Genomic DNA, 16,447 nt, shown 5'->3' on the forward strand with positions numbered 1-16,447 from the left:
CGCAACGAGCAATGCCCATGCGGCTCAGGCAAGAAGTACAAGCGCTGCTGCGCAGCAGCCTGACGCCGCGTCAACGCCGCCTTCCGTCGGCGCTTACCGCTGTTTTTTGGCGTGCACTTTGAAGAAGATGAGTTTTGTGGGTACGAGCAATGCGAGTGCTGCGAGACTGTGAGTGCTGTGTTTACAGTGGACAGGCACACGGACGAGCAAGGGCAAAACGTGCACTACTACATGAAAGTGAACGCAGAATACGTTGTTGAATGCGCATAACGTAACGCTGTGACAGCAGGCAGTGCTAGGCGTTGAGGCTTAGCACTGTTTTGCTGCCCACTCTCCACACACCCCTTGCCGCTGCCTCGCGCAGCTTTTTTTGTGCGCCCAGTTTGACGCCATTTAAGTAAGTTTTTGGGGCGCAGACAATGGCATCAAAAAATCCGTCATGACGTTCGTGCTGTCACTTTCCGACAGTGAACTCGAACACAAGGACGTACATTATATGAACATTATCAATTGCCTAAACCGCCCCATCATCACGCACTTCACCAAACTCGAAAACGTGCCACTCATCCTGCATGATTTTTGCATCACGCTTGAAGGCACTGAAATTGAAAACATCGTCAAGCAGACGCCTGACGATTGCAGTCCGGAGAAATTGCGGACCATGCGCGAGTACTGGGCGTTTATGAAACCACTGTACAAGAAGATCGGGCGCTATGTGTGGCTGACGGAAGAAAATCATGCACATTGCTCGAACGTGAGCACTTACGGCTTCACCTTCTACGCTGACGAAATCGGCGCAATGCCGTGGCCTGAAATGCGCAAGCGTGCGATCGCGAAGAAGGGCAAGCAGGCACGGCGCTACATCGACGTGCTTGAGGAAACCGCATTCGATGCAGGCGACAATGTGGAAAAGTGGTGGGTGTGCAGCGAAGCTGTGAAGCTGGACAACTGGCTGCACAAGAAGGACATTTGGACGCAGTACATTAACGTGTCTGAGCTTGTCACTCGCTGCAAGCACGCCGCCTAATCCGCGCTAAAACCACTCCTACAGCGCCCGCACAGGGCTTGCGCTGGCTTGGGTAGCGAGCACAAGCAGCGGGCGCTGTATGACGCTTAGATTTCGTGCATAGCCTGTCAGCCGCAAGCCCAGGCCGAATGCAGACAGCGAAAAAGCGCACGCGAAAGGTGCGAAAACCAGCGGTTTCGGCACCAAATTATCTCAAGCGCGGTGGCTGTGGACCGACTGGCTTGATGGCTTTGATAAGCTTGATGGGCTTTGGCTTGGTGGGTTTGCGGGCTGGCACGATCGGCTTTGGTGGCTGCTGACGCTGCGACGCCTTAAACGCCGCCTCCAATGCCAGCACCACGTTCAATATCCTGCGTATGTCCCTGACTGCTTCGTTGTTCATGCACATATTTATCAGGCCGAGTTAGACAGCATCAGTGCGGCCACGGTTCTACGCATCGCGTGAAAATTGCAGCGCAATTTTTTTGACCTAGCCGACGCCTTTTCGGCTGACACAATACCTCGCGAATATAATGTGTTATAATCGAAATCTGACCTGATTTTGCCAACCCCGACCCGTTTTCAACTGCCTTTGCCTGCCAAGGATAAATAGCTGCGAAGGAGAACGCAGCTATGACGTGGCTGACAGCAAAAAACAGTGCAGCTTGGGTCGATTGGATCACAGAACATGACTGGAACGTGTTTGGGACGATCAAATTCGCGCCCAACCGCAACCACGTGCACCCAGACCAAGCGCGAAGGTCATGGAGCAAATTCTGGAACAAGTGTGATCGGCTGACATATGGCCAGACTGGCAATCGCATCGAACGAGCCGTGTTCGAGCACTATGGCGCGAACGGGGACGACGCACACAGTCATTTCTTAGCCAAGCTGCCTGTCGATCCAAAGTTCGGCTGCGTCGCCATGAATGCGCTGTGGCGTTCAATGTTCACGCATGCAGCACCGCCCAGCATGAATGAAATTACGCCAATCATCTGCACCGGCGCGGCTGCGAACTATGGATTGCGCGAGGAATGGAAACTGGACAGCGACACGCTCAATCTCAAGCTGTCACACCTTAGCCAACCCGGCACACTTGCCAGCCTTGAAGCACGGCAGCGCCTATTGGCAGCAGCACAGCCACATTGGCTAGCAGATGCTCATAAAAGCCTGCCCAAGCACATTGCGGCAGCAGAGGAACGATACAAGCGACGGCACGGGTAGCGTCTTGCAGCGATGCTGCGACGACTGGATCGTTTGGTTTGAAATGGGTGAAAATGCGCTGACTATGAAAATTCAGCGCATGTCCTTGTTATATCGAAAATAGTTCAAAAAGCTTCGAACAGATAGACAGCACACTTTCAAACACAAACGACGCTTAGGAAAGCGTGACCGAATGTAAATAAGTGTATGACATTGCTTGAAAACACCTATCACATACTGAAAGAAGCAGAGCTGACAACGACATGCGAGGCGTTCAGCCGAGACTATGTAGCAAAAAGCCCAAACTGGTTTGCATGGCAGCGTCACACAGGACGTGATTTTAGCGCAGCAGCTGCCATCCAATGCCTACGCTCCATACGCTTGCAACGACAGCGTGGCCTAGCGTTGAATGGTGAGCAGCACGTGGCATTGGCATTGGCAGAACGACAGCTATTGCAGCACTTGAACGAACGCCACTTTGTTGCTGACGTGCTCTGCTAATCCGTCAATCGCCGTCCCTCACAGCCTTCAACAAATTCTCGACCGAGCGCAGCTTGGGAGCTTTTCCCTTTGCTTTCGCTTTGGCCAATTTGATCCCGGCAAGCTCGTTCTCGATTGCCATGATCTTCACGTCTCGCTTGTCCAACTTACCCTGCAAGATGCCGCCGCCCGGCGTTTTATTGAGGCGACTTTTGCTTGTGACGACCTGTGGAACGCTGTCAGGATCGGGCGCATTCATGCTCTGTAAGCCCCCTGCTGTGTCCCTATCGAACCACACACACAATCCGGGATCGGCAGCCGTGATTTCCTCAAGGCGTTCAAGCAGCCCTTCGTATTCCTTTTCCGCCTGTGCCATCAGCTTCCTCGCCGTCGCATGCTTGCCTTGCTGGCTGTAACGGTCGGCGCGGTTGTAGGTGAAGTTTGCACGCTTCAAGCGGCTTTCGTATTCGACGATCTCAGCAGGTTTATCGCGTAGCTCGTCACGCAACTCCTTTTGTGCAGCCCATTCCTGTTCGTAGTGCGCATATCCGTGTCTTTCGTCCACTCGCGCACAGTTTGGGCAATGAGGGCAAGCGATGGCACGACAAACAGCACACGCTTACCCTTGCCTGCGTAGTGCTCTGCGATCTTCAAAGCCGTGTAAGTCTTGCCCGTGCCACAAGCCATGAGCAGCTTGCCGCGATCATGCACAGCAAAGCCCTGCTCGACAGCTTCAAGAGCCTGCTTCTGGTGCTCAAGCAGCGACTTTTTGGGTTGCAGCTTGATTTCGGCAGTTGCTTCAAACGCTGCCCAGTCAATCGCGCTTTCCCGCAATGCCTCAAGGCCAATGCGAATTACGGGAATGTGCTGGTCGCGTATCGTGTCCTCTGCGTTGCCGCTCCAATCTACCTCTGTTGTGTCGATGAACACGCGGCGCTGGAATGGCGGCTTGGATGACGCAGACAGGAAGCTGTCGATGTCCTTTTTCTGGATAGCGTGCTTGGCTGAGAAGAACTTGCACTGAATAGCAGCAAAGCCATCCTCGCTGCGCAGCTTTGCTACCAAGTCTATGCCTGTGTCGCGCCCATCAACGCCGCGTTCCTTTGCCCAGTCGGCATACGACCAGACTTGGCTAAACTCCTGCGTCTGCACAGGGTCATTGCGCAAGTACGCCACTGCAAGCCGCTCAAAGTACGTCCCCTTCTCCCTCTCTGTCACAGCAGCATCACGATAGGAGGCAAGAAGACGATCAAGTGCGGACATGTAAGCTGCTCATTTCAGGATTTGATTGGCGGACAGGCTAACAGCGAAAAATCGTGCAATCCAGCCCAAAGCCAGCGCCATGCCGAGAATGTTATAGAACACACAATCTATAATATTTCTCCCAAAACCCACGCAACACCAAGACGTTAGCAAAACCAGACAATTCGGTTGCTCTACAAAATGTGTGAAAATATGCTGTCTAATAGTAAAACAGCACATTCGGGGCGAAAATGGCCAAACAAGCCAAGCTGCTGAACGACGCAGAGCAGAAGCGGCTTGCTGCCGTGATCGACAGCTTGCGCTACAGCACACGCAACCACACTGCCGTCGCGCTCAGTTTCTACGCTGGGCTGCGTGCTTGCGAAATGGCAGCACTGCGCATTGGCGACATTTTCGACGAGCAAGGCAAGGCACGCGACACAATCTATCTGGCAGCAGCGCAGACCAAGGGCAGCGAAACAGCGACGGTGCTGGTGAACAAGAAACTGCGCACACAGCTACAGCGTTATGCAGCTGCCTACCCCAAGCAGCTTGCCCAGCCCAACGCACCCTTGCTGTTCAGCGGCAAAGGCGCAGGCTTTACAGCGCAGACGGTGGTGAACATGTTTGCACGGCTGTACAAGCTGGCTGGTATACACGGCGCAAGCAGTCATAGCGGACGCAGGCAGTTTGTAACGGAATTGGCGGACAAGGGCGTGAACGCACGTGTCGTCCAAGCCCTTGCTCGCCACAAGCACCTGTCCACCACCCAACGCTATATCGACATCAACGACAGCAAACTACGCAAAGCGGTGGAGCTGATTTAGAATTATAAAACTTAATTACTTCTTTTCAAATTCAACCATCCAGCCTGGTTCGCTACCTTCGCAGAAAGTAGCTGCCAAGCCGGTCTCAATTTCGCCCATTTTCGTCTCGATGCAGCTTCTCAAACGGTCACTAACAGCACATTCATTTTTTGCTCGAACAAAGTTCGTGCATCTTCTCTTCCATGCGCGCCTAGTTGTTCCAAGACTATCCGTTTCATCATCTCTCGTGACAACAGATTTCTCACTCGATTTTTTTGGATGTGAGTCGATTTCATCACGCCGTCGCGCATCTGCAGCGGGGGCGTTTTCCACAGCAGGGTCTTTTTTTTCGGCCTCTTTCGGACTTTCTGCTGAAGCGGCAGCAAATATCAAAAACGGAAAAAACACCGCCGCTTTTGCGAATTTTTTATTTTCTGCAGAATTTATCTTTAAATAATTCTGAAACATAAATACCCCCCGCCAAGCCAAATGATATGGATATCATATCATATATATCAAAAATTCCTGGCAAAATATAAATCTGACCCAATTCTAGAAATAGGCAAAAAATGATACAAAGGTAAAAATTTAATTTTGAAAATAATGATTTTAATTCGAAATTATTCACCCAAATAACTGAAAAAATGAAGCTAAAGCACCACATCATCATTGGGCCGCTGTAAACAATCCAATAAATAAAGCTACCCTCATTATATTGCAGGTTAGCCGTCTCTCTTATTTTATTGTAAAATGTTGGATTTATAAACTCAAAAGCAATATTAATAAATACACTATCAGGCCTAAACAAAATATAAATTAAAAAACCTACGGATAATGGCGAGCAAACAATTGCTAGCGCAGATATATTTTTTATCCTCTCCTCTCTATTACACATTTTGGTCATATCAAAAACAGCATAAAAGCGTTTAACGTTATAGCTCAAGAACTCAAAAACAAATATAACGGGTAAACAATTTAGGTGGCAGAGAAAGAACTTTTATTGATGTGGTGACCGCCATTTTTTTGACTCAATCCTAGAAGTAACAATAAGCGCAACTTCGTCCTCTGCTTGATTGGCAGTCTAACTCCTTGGCACACGGCCATCAAATGATTCTCATCAAATTTGAAAGCTTCCGTTGACCGCCCAACCCATTGCGCATGCAATCGCGCAAGCCCATGCGAACTTGCACGCCATGGAAATCATAAGCAGCACAAGACGATGGCGCTAGTTAGATGGCGGAAAACTGCACATTTCTGCGCTGTCTGCTGCGCTCTACCAACTCATCCATCCAAAGCCGTCGCCAGCTCAACTGAGGTGGCGTGCTTGCCGTAGTAGCTTTCGATGATCTGCAATGTGTCGCCCATGCTCGCCACAAGCACCTGTCCACCACCCAACGCTATATCGACATCAACGACAGCAAACTACGCAAAGCGGTGGAATTAGTGACGGGTGCTTAAAACGGTTTTATTTCGGTTAGCACAACATTCGACGTGATATTCTCAAGACCGTTAGAGTCGGAAAAAAAGTAATAATGTTCATACATCTGATCTATTCCCGAAAATCTTACCCTTTGACCTTGCTTCATATTCACTAATGAGGAAATTTTTCTGTCTCTGGGATCAAAGTATCTTGTCTGAATCGTAATCTTATTATCAGGATCTATGTATATATGGACAGAGTTTTCAAATTTTTCCTTTATTGTCCCCACCCAATTATTCAGACCTATTCCCACAGCTATATTATTATTCATACTTTGATTCGAGTTAATCGTGCTGATCAAATCCTTTAAATTACGGTTTTTGAAAGCCTCTTCTACAGTGAGGCTCGGCACACCGGTTGGACGCGTTGACGCCAATTTCTTCGGCCCAAATAAGGCGTAAATTTGGTCTCGACCCTCTAGTCGGAGTGCATTTAGGGCCATTCTATCCGAAACGCCTTGTGCCTTTTCATTATATTTATCAAATATTCTTAGAAACGCCTTTTGATCACTCGGTGCAAGTTTGAAATCTGCTTCTGCAGCGCGTTTAATCTTTTCTGCCTTCAGAGCAATTTCCCGCTCCCGGCGAGTTTGTTCGACAGAGCAAGACCGAATTTGCCAAACCAAAAATAAAGCTATAGCAATAAAAATAAATGCTACGATTCTTGTGAAAATATTTTTTTTGCTATTTAATTGACCATTATGATAATTTAAGTTTTCATTTTCATCTAAATCAGATCCGCAGTGCTTACATTTTATAGCGTTTAATTTAATTTCCTCTGAGCAATATGGGCAGATTTTAAAATAATTTTCTTCCATAAAAAAATCCATTTTAATTTTGATGTTTAGTTTATTATTTTATGAAATTCTCATTTATTTTTAGTAATTATTTTCATAAAATACCGGGATTTAAAGCGCAATTTTTTCAATTGCTTATTCGTTCCATTAGAAATGATCGTACCATAGGGCGGATCTTGTTGGGAAGTGGAAAAACTGCACATTTTTTTCTGTCTTTCCACTACCAATGCTTATCCACCCAAAGCCGTCGCCAGCTCAACTGAGGTGGCGTGCTTGCCGTAGTAGCTTTCGATAATTGCTACCGTGCAGCCCATGTTTTTAGCCAGATCGTAAACGCCCAACCCACCGCAAAGCTTCTCGACCGCATATGTGTGCCGCAAGCTGTACAACGTGTAATGCGCGCCAGCCGCGTTCTGCTTCATGCCTGCCTCATTCAGCACAGCCGCAAACTGATCGACAAGAGAGATGATCTTGTTGCCATCGGCCATCCTAAACAGCCAGTTTCCATGCACGGCCTGCTTACGATTTGTTTGTTTTTTGGCTGTCTGTGCAGTCGCAGCCCATTGCTCTCGCATGGCAGCGTTTCGTTGCAGCACTCGATCAATCACAGGCGCAGCAGCAGCTGTTAAAATCACGTCCCGCTTGCCAGTCTTACCATCAACAGCGAGCCTGTAGTTGCGTCTACCCAACTTGTCCCGAAACTCTGTCAAATCCGTTTCGCGCAAGTTGTTCAACTCCCCAACGCGCACCCCGCTTTGATGCAGCACCAGCACGTAATCCAAAAGCATTTCCCGCATGTAGCGTTGCTTGGCAGTGGCTGCTGAAATGCGCTTTTGCAGCGTTTCGACAAGCTTGGCGAAATCGGCTTGGGTGAAGTGTGGACGTGCTGTGGTGCGATCAGCTTTGAAATAAATATCCAGCTTTTTGCTCTCGCTGACGTAGCCCCGTTCCGCTGCCCATTTCAGCACTGACAGCGCGAACACCGTTTCGTCCTGCAAGGTCTTGTCTGCTGGGTTGAGCTTATGGTTACGCGGACGCTGATCAGCAGGCATACGATGATAATAGTCGCGTCGCCAATCCACATAATCCCGCAGCAGCGCATTGGTGATCTTATGCATCTGCGTGCTGCCCATATACTCGTGCCAGAACCGGGCTTTGCGTTTGATCTGACGAAGATTGTGCTCACTGGTCTGTTGTCCGGCAGCTTTGCGCTTGCCCCGGACGTAGTTGCCGCGCTCATACTGCGCTTGCCGCATAGCCACATATTCGTTCAGCACGCGGCTGAATGTTGGGCTAACTAGCGGAATGTTGTTGGCTTTTTTGTAATCGGTTTCAGCTGCGAACTGCATTGCCTTCTGGCGTGCAACTTCAATATCGCGTGTTTTCATGCTCTTCCATACGTAGCCGCGCGTTCCTTCTCCTCTGTAAATGCGCGCATAGAAAATGCTGTTGCGAAGCTGAAGCTGCACCTTGCCGTCAAGCAAACGCTCTTCGTTGCTGTAGGTGTAACTTTGTTTCAACATGTGGTAATAATACCACAAAATTAACACAAACGCAAGAATAAAGTGTTGTTTTAGATCACTTTTTCTTGTCTAAGTAAGTATTATAGACAGATAAAAATCACACAGTTTGTCTAAAACGTAGCAACATCTGTCTAACAACTGCCAAACTGGCAGACATACGAAAACAGCGCGCTAGCCATTACTAACGCGCTGCTTTAGGTCAAAAACGTTCAATTATACGTTATTTTTCAATTATTTAAAGGCGCCATGGCAGTGCTTGTACTTCTCGCCGGAACCGCACGGGCACGGCGCATTGCGCGACAGGCCAAGGTGCGCATAGGGATCGCCCTCGCCCTGTGCCGGCAAGGACGCCGCTGCCGCACCGCCGCCCAGCGCGCCCATCATGGCTTCCGCGCCCGGCAGACGGCCCGCGTCGTTTTCGCCGGTGAAGGGATCGATGTGCGTGGTCAGGAAGTCCGGCAGATCCGGCAGTTGCACCGGCTCAGGCATGCGCAACTCGCTGTTGCACAGCACCCGCGTCACGTCCTCGCGGATCGCATCGAGCATCTTCTCGAACAGCCCGAACGCTTCCTGCTTGTATTCGTTGAGCGGCGTCTTCTGGGCATAGGCGCGCAGGAACACCACCTGGCGCAGCGCGTCGAGCGTGGCGAGATGCTCCTTCCAGTAGTGGTCCAGCCGCTCCAGCAGCACCTGCTTTTCGACCTGCCGCCAGATCGAAGCATCCTCGCCGATCTTGGCCGCCATCTTGTCGTCCACCAGGGCGGCGATGCGCTGTTCGATTTCCTCCGGCTCGATCCCGTCCTGCTCCAGCCAGTCCTGGATCGGAGCGTCGACGCCAGTCGTTTCCAGCACGCGCTGGCGCAGCCCGGCGATGTCCCACTGTTCCGGATAGGAGCCCGGCGGGCAGGCTTCTCCGACCAGCGTGTTGACGGTGTCATGGCGCATGTCGAGCACGACGTCGTCGATCGCTTCGGCATCCATGATGTCGGCGCGCTGCTCGTAGATGACCTTGCGCTGGTCGTTCATCACGTTGTCGTATTCGACCACCTGCTTGCGCACGTCATAGTTGCGCGCCTCGACCTTCTTCTGCGCGGTTTCGATCGCCTTCGACAGCCACTTCGATCCGATCGCCTCGCCATCGGCCAGGTTGCTGTTCATCATGCGGGCGAACAGCGTGTCCGGCCCAAAGATGCGCAGCAGGTCATCCTCTAGGCAGAGGTAGAACTTCGACAGGCCGGGGTCGCCTTGACGGCCCGAGCGGCCGCGCAGCTGGTTGTCGATGCGGCGGCTTTCGTGGCGCTCGGTCCCGATCACGCACAGGCCGCCGGCGGCCAGCACCTGTTCCTTTTCGGCGGCCACTTCGGCCTTGATCTTCGCGATCGCGGCCTCGCGCTCCGGCCCCTCGGGCATATCGGCCAGTTCCGCCTCGACCCGGAATTCGACGTTGCCGCCCAGCTGGATGTCAGTGCCGCGACCGGCCATGTTGGTGGCGATGGTCACTGCCCCCAGTCGCCCGGCCTGCGCCACGATGTGGGCTTCCATCTCGTGGAAGCGGGCATTCAGCACCGCGTGCTTGACCCCTTCCTTCTTCAGGTAGTCCGACAGCAGCTCCGACTTTTCGATGGACACCGTGCCCACCAGCACCGGCTGGCCGATCTCGCTCTTTTCGCGGATCAGCTTGGCAATCGCCTGGAACTTGTCGGTCGTGTTCTTGTAGAACTCGTCCTCCTCGTCCACGCGCTTGACCGGGATGTTGGTGGGGATGGTCACCACGTTCATCTTGTAGATGTCGTAGAATTCCGCCGCTTCGGTCGCCGCGGTGCCGGTCATCCCGGCCAGCTTGGGATACATGCGGAAATAGTTCTGGAACGTGATCGAGGCGAGCGTCTGGTTCTCCGGCTCGATCTTCTGGCCTTCCTTGGCCTCCACCGCCTGGTGGAGCCCGTTCGACCAGCGCCGCCCGTCCATCATGCGGCCGGTAAATTCGTCGATGATGACGACCTTGCCGTCCTTCACGATGTAATCGATGTCCCGCTTGAACATCACATTGGCCTTGAGCGCCTGGTCAAGGTGATGGACGACCTGGGTGTTCTCGATATCGTAGAGGTTGCTGCCGACCAGCAGGCCGGCTTCTTCCAGCAGGCGCTCGGCCTTCTCAACGCCGTCTTCGGTCAGGGTGATGTTCTTGGTCTTTTCGTCGGCCTCGTAATCCTCGGCCGTCAGCTGCTGCACGATGGCGTTGACCGAGATGTAGAGGTCCGACTTGTCATCGGTCGGCCCTGAAATGATCAGCGGCGTACGCGCCTCGTCGATCAGGATCGAGTCCACTTCGTCGACGATGGCGAAATTGAACGGGCGCTGCACCATTTCGCCACGCTCGCGCTTCATGTTGTCGCGCAGGTAGTCAAAGCCCAGCTCATTGTTGGTGGCATAGGTGATGTCCGCGTCATAGGCGGCGCGGCGCTCATGCTCGGGCATGTTCGGCACGATCACGCCCACGCTCAGGCCCAGGAAGCGGTAGATCTGCCCCATCCATTCCGCGTCGCGGCGGGCGAGGTAATCGTTGACCGTGACGACATGGACGCCCTTGCCCTCGATCGCGTTGAGATAGACCGCCAGCGTTGCCACCAGCGTCTTGCCCTCGCCCGTGCGCATTTCGGCGATTTCGCCCCGGTGCAGCACGATGCCGCCGATCATCTGCACGTCGAAGTGGCGCATCCCCAGCACGCGCTTGCCCGCCTCGCGCACGGTGGCGAAAGCTTCTGGCAGGATGTCGTCCAGGGTCTTGCCCGCTTCCAGCTGGTCGCGGAACTTCTGGGTCTGGGCGGTCAGCTCCGCATCGCTCAGTGCCTCGATCGGGCCTTCGAAGGCCGCGATCTGCTTGACGATCTTGTCGAGCGATTTGACGTAACGATCATTGGACGAGCCGAAAATGGCCTTGGCGATGGCGCCGAACATAAGCAGGTTCCTGAAACTGGAAGGTATGGGGATGCGCCGCGCGGGCGCAGCGCACCCGGCACGGCCGATACAGGGCAGAGACGGCGGTCGCGCTATTCCAGCGCGCGGTCAGGCCCGAACAGGACAGAAGGAATGAAAATGCGGCTGCGGGCCGGGCGAACGCGGGTCGCTTCGCGGTCGCGCTTTTCCTGCCGGGCCAATGGCGCGGCAATCGCCTGGGTCGCGGCAGCGGCCGGGCGGGCTGCGCCGCGCACAGTTTCCACTGCACCGATTTCCGTATCGGAACCGCCGCCCATCCGCGCCTGCGCGGGCGTGACTTGCGTCATCATGCCCGTCAGCAGGGCCAGCAAGGCAAGCAGAATGCGGTTCATTGCCAGCGGGATATAGGGTGCGCCAGCGCGCGCGTCCACCCTGCAAAGCACCGCCGGACGCGAAGTGCGCGCCACCATAACGCAAACGCCGCGCCTGCCCTGGGGCAAGCGCGGCATTCACTTGGCATAGCCGCGAGGCGAAGCGGCTGCCGCAGGGCTTAGTTGACGGCGTCCTTCAGGCCCTTGCCGGCCTTGAACTTCGGCTGCGACGAAGCCTTGATCTTCATCGGTTCGCCAGTGCGCGGGTTGCGCCCGGTCGACGCCTTGCGCTTGGCGACCGAGAACGTGCCGAAGCCGACGAGGCGAACTTCATCACCAGACTTGAGCGCACCGGTAATCGCATCGAACACGCCTTCGACCGCCTTGGTCGCGTCCGCCTTGGACAGCCCGCTCGATTCTGCCACGGCCCCGATCAGTTCGTTCTTGTTCATTCTGGAAACCCCCTACCTTTCGCAAATCCGTTGGTGCTTTGAATCGCCTCAAAACATGGGGCGGAATTGAGCGGCTTTTCCTGAACCTGTCAAAGCCAAAGCGCCGAAGAACCCCCTTGTTCCGGGGCTTTTTCCGCCATTTTCGACAAAGCGAGCGATTGTATCGGGCAAGCTGCGCGTTGCTGCATCGCAGCGAATCGGGCGGACCCCGAAATCGCTGCGATGCAGCATGAATCAGTGCGCGGTTGCGGTGGTCCCCACCGGGGTCTGGCCGTTGCCCGGCTGGCTGGCCAGGTCATCTTCCTCGGTCCAGGAAATCGGCTCCGGCATGGTCACCAGCGCGCGTTCCAGCACCTCGTCAACGTGGCTGACGGGGATGATTTCCAGCCCCTCGCGGATGTTGGTCGGGATCTCGACCAGGTCCTTGCGGTTCTCTTCCGGAATCAGCACCGTCTTGATCCCCCCGCGCAGCGCGGCGAGCAGCTTTTCCTTCAGCCCGCCAATCGCCAGCACGCGCCCGCGCAGCGTGACCTCACCAGTCATCGCCACGTCCTTGCGCACGGCAATTCCGGTCAGGGTGGAAACAATCGACGTCACCATGCCCACGCCCGCGCTCGGCCCGTCCTTGGGCACCGCGCCTTCGGGCAGATGGATGTGGATGTCCTTCTTCTGGATCAGCGACGGCTTGATGCCATAGGCGGGCGAACGGGCGCGCACAAAGCTGAAGGCCGCCTGCACGCTTTCGTTCATCACCTCGCCCAGCTTGCCCGTGGTCTTGACCATGCCCTTGCCGGGAACGGTGACGCTTTCAATGGTAAGCAGTTCGCCGCCCACCTCGGTCCAGGCCAGCCCGGTGACCGCGCCGACCTGATGCTCGTCCTCCGACACGCCATGGCGATACTTGCGCACGCCCGCGAAGTCGCCGAGGTTTTCCGGCGTGATGGTAACCGCCGTGGCCTTGCCCTCCAGGATCTGGCGCAGGCTCTTGCGCGCCAGCCGGGCGATTTCCCGCTCCAGCGTGCGCACCCCGGCTTCGCGGGTGTAATAGCGGATCAGGTCGCGCAGCGCGTCGCTTTGCAGCGTGAACTCGCCTGCCTTGAGGCCGTGCGCCTGCACCTGCTTGGCGATCAGGTGGCGTTCGGCGATCTCGACCTTCTCGTCCTCGGTATAGCCTTCCAGCCGGATGATCTCCATCCGGTCCAGCAGCGGCTGCGGCAGGTTGAGGCTGTTGGCCGTGCAGACGAACATCACGTCCGACAGGTCGTAATCCAGTTCCAGATAGTGATCCTGGAACTTGGCGTTCTGTTCCGGATCGAGCACTTCGAGCAGCGCCGAAGCCGGATCGCCCCGGAAGTCCTGACCCAGCTTGTCGATCTCATCCAGCAGGAACAGCGGATTGCTGGTCCCGGCCTTTTTCAGGTTGGAGATGATCTTGCCCGGCAGCGAGCCGATATAAGTGCGGCGGTGACCGCGAATTTCGGCTTCGTCGCGCACGCCGCCCAGCGACTGCCGGATGAATTCGCGCCCGGTCGCCTTGGCAATCGACTTGCCCAGCGAGGTCTTGCCCACGCCCGGCGGGCCGACGAGGCACAGGATCGGCCCCTTCAGCTTGTTGGTGCGGGCCTGCACGGCGAGGTATTCGACGATCCGGTCCTTGACCTTGTCGAGCGCGTAGTGATCGGCATCCAGCACGGCCTGCGCCGCGTGGATATCCTTCTTCAACTTGCTGCGCTTGCCCCACGGCAGGCCCAGCAGGACGTCGAGGTAGTTGCGAATGACAGTCGCTTCCGCGCTCATCGGCTGCATCGACTTCAGCTTCTTGAGCTCGGCATTGGCCTTGGCGCGGGCTTCCTTCGACAGCTTCAGCTTGTCGATCTTCTCCTGCAGTTCGGCGATCTCGTTGGCTTCCTCGCCATCGCCGCCCAGCTCCGACTGGATCGCCTTGAGCTGTTCGTTGAGGTAGTATTCGCGCTGGGTCTTTTCCATCTGGCGCTTCACGCGCCCCCGGATGCGGCGCTCGACCTGGAGCACGCCCAGTTCGCCTTCCATGATGGAATGGGCCATTTCCAGCCGCTTCAGTGGATCGGCTTCGGCCAGCATGGCCTGCTTGTCCGAGACCTTGGCCTGGATGTGCGCGGCGACGCTGTCGGCCAGCTGGCCGGCATCGACGATTTCGCCCAGGTTCTCGCCCGCGTCCTGCGGCAGCTTCTTGTTGAGCTTGGCATATTCGCCAAACGTGTCGACGACACTGCGCATCATGCCCGACACTTCGGTGCCCGACACCGTCACCGGGTCCAGCCGCTGCACTTGCGCGACCGCCATGTCGCCGGTTGCGGCATGCTCCAGCCGCACGGCTTCCAGCCGGGCGCGCTGCTTCGCCTCCACCAGTACGCGCACAGTGCCGTCCGGCAGCTTCAGCAGCTGCAGCACCGCTGCAATCACGCCGACATCGTAGAGGTCATCGCGATCCGGATCGTCACAGCCGGGGTCCAGTTGGGCGAGCAGGAAAATATCCTTGTCGCCCGCCATTGCCGCTTCCAGCGCGGCGACCGATTTTTCACGCCCCACGAACAGGGGCACGACCATGCCGGGGAACACGACAATGTCGCGCAGCGGCAGGAGGGGGAGCAGCGTAGTCATATCAATCCATCCAGTGCAGCGCGCGAATGACGCCGCGATCATAGGCGTTCCGGGTGAATCCCGGCTTTGACTGGGGATATGGGGGTCCCCTGCCCCGCGTGCAATGGGATGCGGGCGCATCGTTGTGGATGGGTGGCATGTCCTGTGCCTGCCCCATTGCGCCAGACGGCCTTTAGCCTAAGCAAAGGGCAAATCCGTTTCGAAAGGTTGCCCGATGAAGCCCGTCACCCTTGCCGCCACGCTTGGCCTGCTGGCACTGGCCGTTCCCGCCAGCGCGGAAACGGCCGACCAGCCGACCGTCATCACGGCTGAACGCTATCTCGATGTCGCCACCGGGCGCTATGTCGATCATCCGGCCATCCTCGTCGACAAGGACGGGCGGATCACCCAGATCGCCGATGCCCGCACCATCCGCCTCTCCGCCGACGTCAGGCGCATCGACCTGCCCGGCAAGACGCTGCTGCCGGGACTGATCGACATGCACGTCCACCTCGACTCCCCCGCCGACATCGGCGGCTTTCGCGGGCTGGAGTTTACTGACAGCTTCTTTGCCATGACGGCCGTTACCAACGGACAGGCGATGCTGAACGCAGGGTTCACGACCGTGCGCAACGTCGGGTCGAAGGACCGCAACGACATCGGTCTCGCCCAGGCAATCGCGCACGGCTATGTCACCGGGCCGCGCATTGTTGGCGCGGGCTATGCCCTGGGGGCAACCGGCGGGCACTGTGACGAGACCGGCCTGCCCCCGTCGATGGAACGACCCGGCAAGATGGAAGGCGTGGGGGATTCGCTGGACGAGCTGCGCTATCAGGTGCGCCGTCAGCGCAAGTATGGCGCGACCGTGATCAAGGTCTGCGCCACGGGCGGCGTCTTTTCGCACAACACCGCCGTCGGCCAGCAGCAAGTGACCGAGCCGGAACTGCGCGCGATTGCCGATGAGGCGCATATGTGGGGCCTGCGCGTTGCCGCCCATGCCCACGGCGCCAGCGGGATCAACGCCGCGATCCGCGCCGGGATCGACACCATCGAACACGCCAGCCTGATCGATGACGAGGGGATCAAGCTGGCGCTCGCGCGCAAGCAGCCAGTGTGGCTGGCGATGGATATCTACAACACCGAATACACCCAGTCCGAAGGCAAGAAGAACGGCGTGCTGGAGGATAACCTGCGCAAGGACCGCGAAATCGCGCAGGCCCAGCGCGACAATTTCCGCAAGGCCTACAAGGCCGGGGTGCGGATGGTGTTCGCCTCGGATGCGGGGGTGATGCCGCACGGGCAGGTTGGCCGCCAGTTCGCGACGATGGTGGAATACGGGATGACCCCGCTCGACGCGATCCGCGCCGCGACGCTGAACGCCGCGCAGGCGCTTGGTCAGGAAGGGGACGTCGGCCAGATCGCCACGGGCCGTTATGCCGATATCGTCGCGGTAGACGGCGATCCGTTGAAGGACGTGCGGCTGCTCGAACAGGTCAGCGCGGTGGTCAAGGGCGGGCAGCAGGTGCGCTGAG

The 16,447-nt window shown here is 56.0% G+C and carries 15 protein-coding genes; 6 read left to right on the top strand and 9 right to left on the bottom strand.

Translation table 11 applies throughout. The features are described 5' to 3' along the window. The 4 genes from IE113_RS16430 to IE113_RS16505 all read left to right on the top strand — a co-directional run. On the top strand, positions 1 to 63 hold a 63-nt coding region (locus tag IE113_RS16430; protein ID WP_189539603.1), incomplete at its 5' end, for an SEC-C metal-binding domain-containing protein. A gap of 376 nt (positions 64 to 439) precedes the next feature. Beyond that, a complete protein-coding gene (locus IE113_RS03205) occupies positions 440 to 1,027 on the top strand; it encodes a hypothetical protein (RefSeq protein WP_189538996.1) in 588 nt (195 codons plus the stop codon). Between the two features lie 612 nt (positions 1,028 to 1,639). Beyond that, the gene (locus IE113_RS03210; RefSeq protein WP_189538997.1) at positions 1,640 to 2,230 is read left to right on the top strand and encodes a hypothetical protein; all 591 of its coding nucleotides are present in this window, start codon (positions 1,640 to 1,642) and stop codon (positions 2,228 to 2,230) included. Positions 2,231 to 2,416: 186 nt separating this feature from the next. After that, on the top strand, positions 2,417 to 2,710 hold the full coding sequence (locus IE113_RS16505) for a DUF6626 family protein (RefSeq protein ID WP_505822660.1): 294 nt from the start codon (positions 2,417 to 2,419) through the stop codon (positions 2,708 to 2,710). A gap of 4 nt (positions 2,711 to 2,714) precedes the next feature. On the opposite strand, the gene IE113_RS03215 is transcribed toward IE113_RS16505, so the two are convergent. Both IE113_RS03215 and IE113_RS03220 read right to left on the bottom strand, forming a co-directional pair. Next, positions 2,715 to 3,143: a hypothetical protein gene (locus tag IE113_RS03215; protein WP_189538998.1), complete on the bottom strand. Its 429-nt coding sequence runs from the start codon at positions 3,141 to 3,143 to the stop codon at positions 2,715 to 2,717. After that, entirely contained in the window at positions 3,140 to 3,952 is an 813-nt protein-coding gene (locus IE113_RS03220; RefSeq protein ID WP_189538999.1) for a restriction endonuclease, read from the bottom strand. The genes IE113_RS03215 and IE113_RS03220 overlap by 4 nt, the downstream gene beginning before the upstream one ends. A 230-nt stretch (positions 3,953 to 4,182) precedes the next feature. Between IE113_RS03220 and IE113_RS03225 the strand changes: the two genes are divergently transcribed. Further along, positions 4,183 to 4,758, top strand: coding sequence for a tyrosine-type recombinase/integrase (locus tag IE113_RS03225; RefSeq protein WP_189539000.1), 576 nt, complete (start codon positions 4,183 to 4,185; stop codon positions 4,756 to 4,758). Positions 4,759 to 4,773: 15 nt separating this feature from the next. On the opposite strand, the gene IE113_RS03230 is transcribed toward IE113_RS03225, so the two are convergent. The 7 genes from IE113_RS03230 to lon form a co-directional block, all read right to left on the bottom strand. Beyond that, on the bottom strand, positions 4,774 to 5,205 hold the full coding sequence (locus IE113_RS03230; RefSeq protein WP_189539001.1) for a hypothetical protein: 432 nt from the start codon (positions 5,203 to 5,205) through the stop codon (positions 4,774 to 4,776). Between the two features lie 986 nt (positions 5,206 to 6,191). After that, positions 6,192 to 7,034 (bottom strand): hypothetical protein, encoded by an 843-nt coding sequence (locus IE113_RS03235; protein WP_189539002.1) that lies wholly within the window; start codon positions 7,032 to 7,034, stop codon positions 6,192 to 6,194. Between the two features lie 209 nt (positions 7,035 to 7,243). After that, entirely contained in the window at positions 7,244 to 8,536 is a 1,293-nt protein-coding gene (locus IE113_RS03240) for a site-specific integrase (RefSeq protein ID WP_189539003.1), read from the bottom strand. A 231-nt stretch (positions 8,537 to 8,767) separates the two neighbouring features. Continuing rightward, a complete protein-coding gene (gene secA / locus IE113_RS03245) occupies positions 8,768 to 11,494 on the bottom strand; it encodes a preprotein translocase subunit SecA (protein ID WP_189539004.1) in 2,727 nt (908 codons plus the stop codon). Between the two features lie 92 nt (positions 11,495 to 11,586). Continuing rightward, positions 11,587 to 11,865: a hypothetical protein gene (locus IE113_RS03250; protein ID WP_189539005.1), complete on the bottom strand. Its 279-nt coding sequence runs from the start codon at positions 11,863 to 11,865 to the stop codon at positions 11,587 to 11,589. Positions 11,866 to 12,023: 158 nt separating this feature from the next. Then, positions 12,024 to 12,296 (bottom strand): HU family DNA-binding protein, encoded by a 273-nt coding sequence (locus tag IE113_RS03255; RefSeq protein WP_189539006.1) that lies wholly within the window; start codon positions 12,294 to 12,296, stop codon positions 12,024 to 12,026. A gap of 234 nt (positions 12,297 to 12,530) precedes the next feature. Continuing rightward, a complete protein-coding gene (gene lon, locus IE113_RS03260; protein WP_189539007.1) occupies positions 12,531 to 14,936 on the bottom strand; it encodes an endopeptidase La in 2,406 nt (801 codons plus the stop codon). A 214-nt stretch (positions 14,937 to 15,150) separates the two neighbouring features. On the opposite strand from lon, the gene IE113_RS03265 reads away from it, so the two are divergent. Continuing rightward, positions 15,151 to 16,446, top strand: coding sequence for a Xaa-Pro dipeptidase (locus IE113_RS03265; RefSeq protein WP_189539008.1), 1,296 nt, complete (start codon positions 15,151 to 15,153; stop codon positions 16,444 to 16,446). Position 16,447: the final 1 nt, after the last annotated feature.

This window comes from Novosphingobium arvoryzae, assembly GCF_014652615.1.
GTDB lineage: Bacteria > Pseudomonadota > Alphaproteobacteria > Sphingomonadales > Sphingomonadaceae > Novosphingobium > Novosphingobium arvoryzae.

What these genes read in the sequence shown, in the direction of transcription:
- IE113_RS03205 (WP_189538996.1), top strand. Translation starts at nt 440, where the DNA reads ATGACGTTCGTGCTGTCACTTTCCGACAGTGAACTCGAACACAAGGAC.
- IE113_RS03210 (WP_189538997.1), top strand. Translation starts at nt 1,640, where the DNA reads ATGACGTGGCTGACAGCAAAAAACAGTGCAGCTTGGGTCGATTGGATC.
- IE113_RS16505 (WP_505822660.1), top strand. Translation starts at nt 2,417, where the DNA reads ATGACATTGCTTGAAAACACCTATCACATACTGAAAGAAGCAGAGCTG.
- IE113_RS03220 (WP_189538999.1), bottom strand. Translation starts at nt 3,952, where the DNA reads ATGTCCGCACTTGATCGTCTTCTTGCCTCCTATCGTGATGCTGCTGTG.
- IE113_RS03225 (WP_189539000.1), top strand. Translation starts at nt 4,183, where the DNA reads ATGGCCAAACAAGCCAAGCTGCTGAACGACGCAGAGCAGAAGCGGCTT.
- IE113_RS03230 (WP_189539001.1), bottom strand. Translation starts at nt 5,205, where the DNA reads ATGTTTCAGAATTATTTAAAGATAAATTCTGCAGAAAATAAAAAATTC.
- IE113_RS03235 (WP_189539002.1), bottom strand. Translation starts at nt 7,034, where the DNA reads ATGGAAGAAAATTATTTTAAAATCTGCCCATATTGCTCAGAGGAAATT.
- IE113_RS03240 (WP_189539003.1), bottom strand. Translation starts at nt 8,536, where the DNA reads ATGTTGAAACAAAGTTACACCTACAGCAACGAAGAGCGTTTGCTTGAC.
- secA (WP_189539004.1), bottom strand. Translation starts at nt 11,494, where the DNA reads ATGTTCGGCGCCATCGCCAAGGCCATTTTCGGCTCGTCCAATGATCGT.
- IE113_RS03250 (WP_189539005.1), bottom strand. Translation starts at nt 11,865, where the DNA reads ATGAACCGCATTCTGCTTGCCTTGCTGGCCCTGCTGACGGGCATGATG.
- IE113_RS03255 (WP_189539006.1), bottom strand. Translation starts at nt 12,296, where the DNA reads ATGAACAAGAACGAACTGATCGGGGCCGTGGCAGAATCGAGCGGGCTG.
- lon (WP_189539007.1), bottom strand. Translation starts at nt 14,936, where the DNA reads ATGACTACGCTGCTCCCCCTCCTGCCGCTGCGCGACATTGTCGTGTTC.
- IE113_RS03265 (WP_189539008.1), top strand. Translation starts at nt 15,151, where the DNA reads ATGAAGCCCGTCACCCTTGCCGCCACGCTTGGCCTGCTGGCACTGGCC.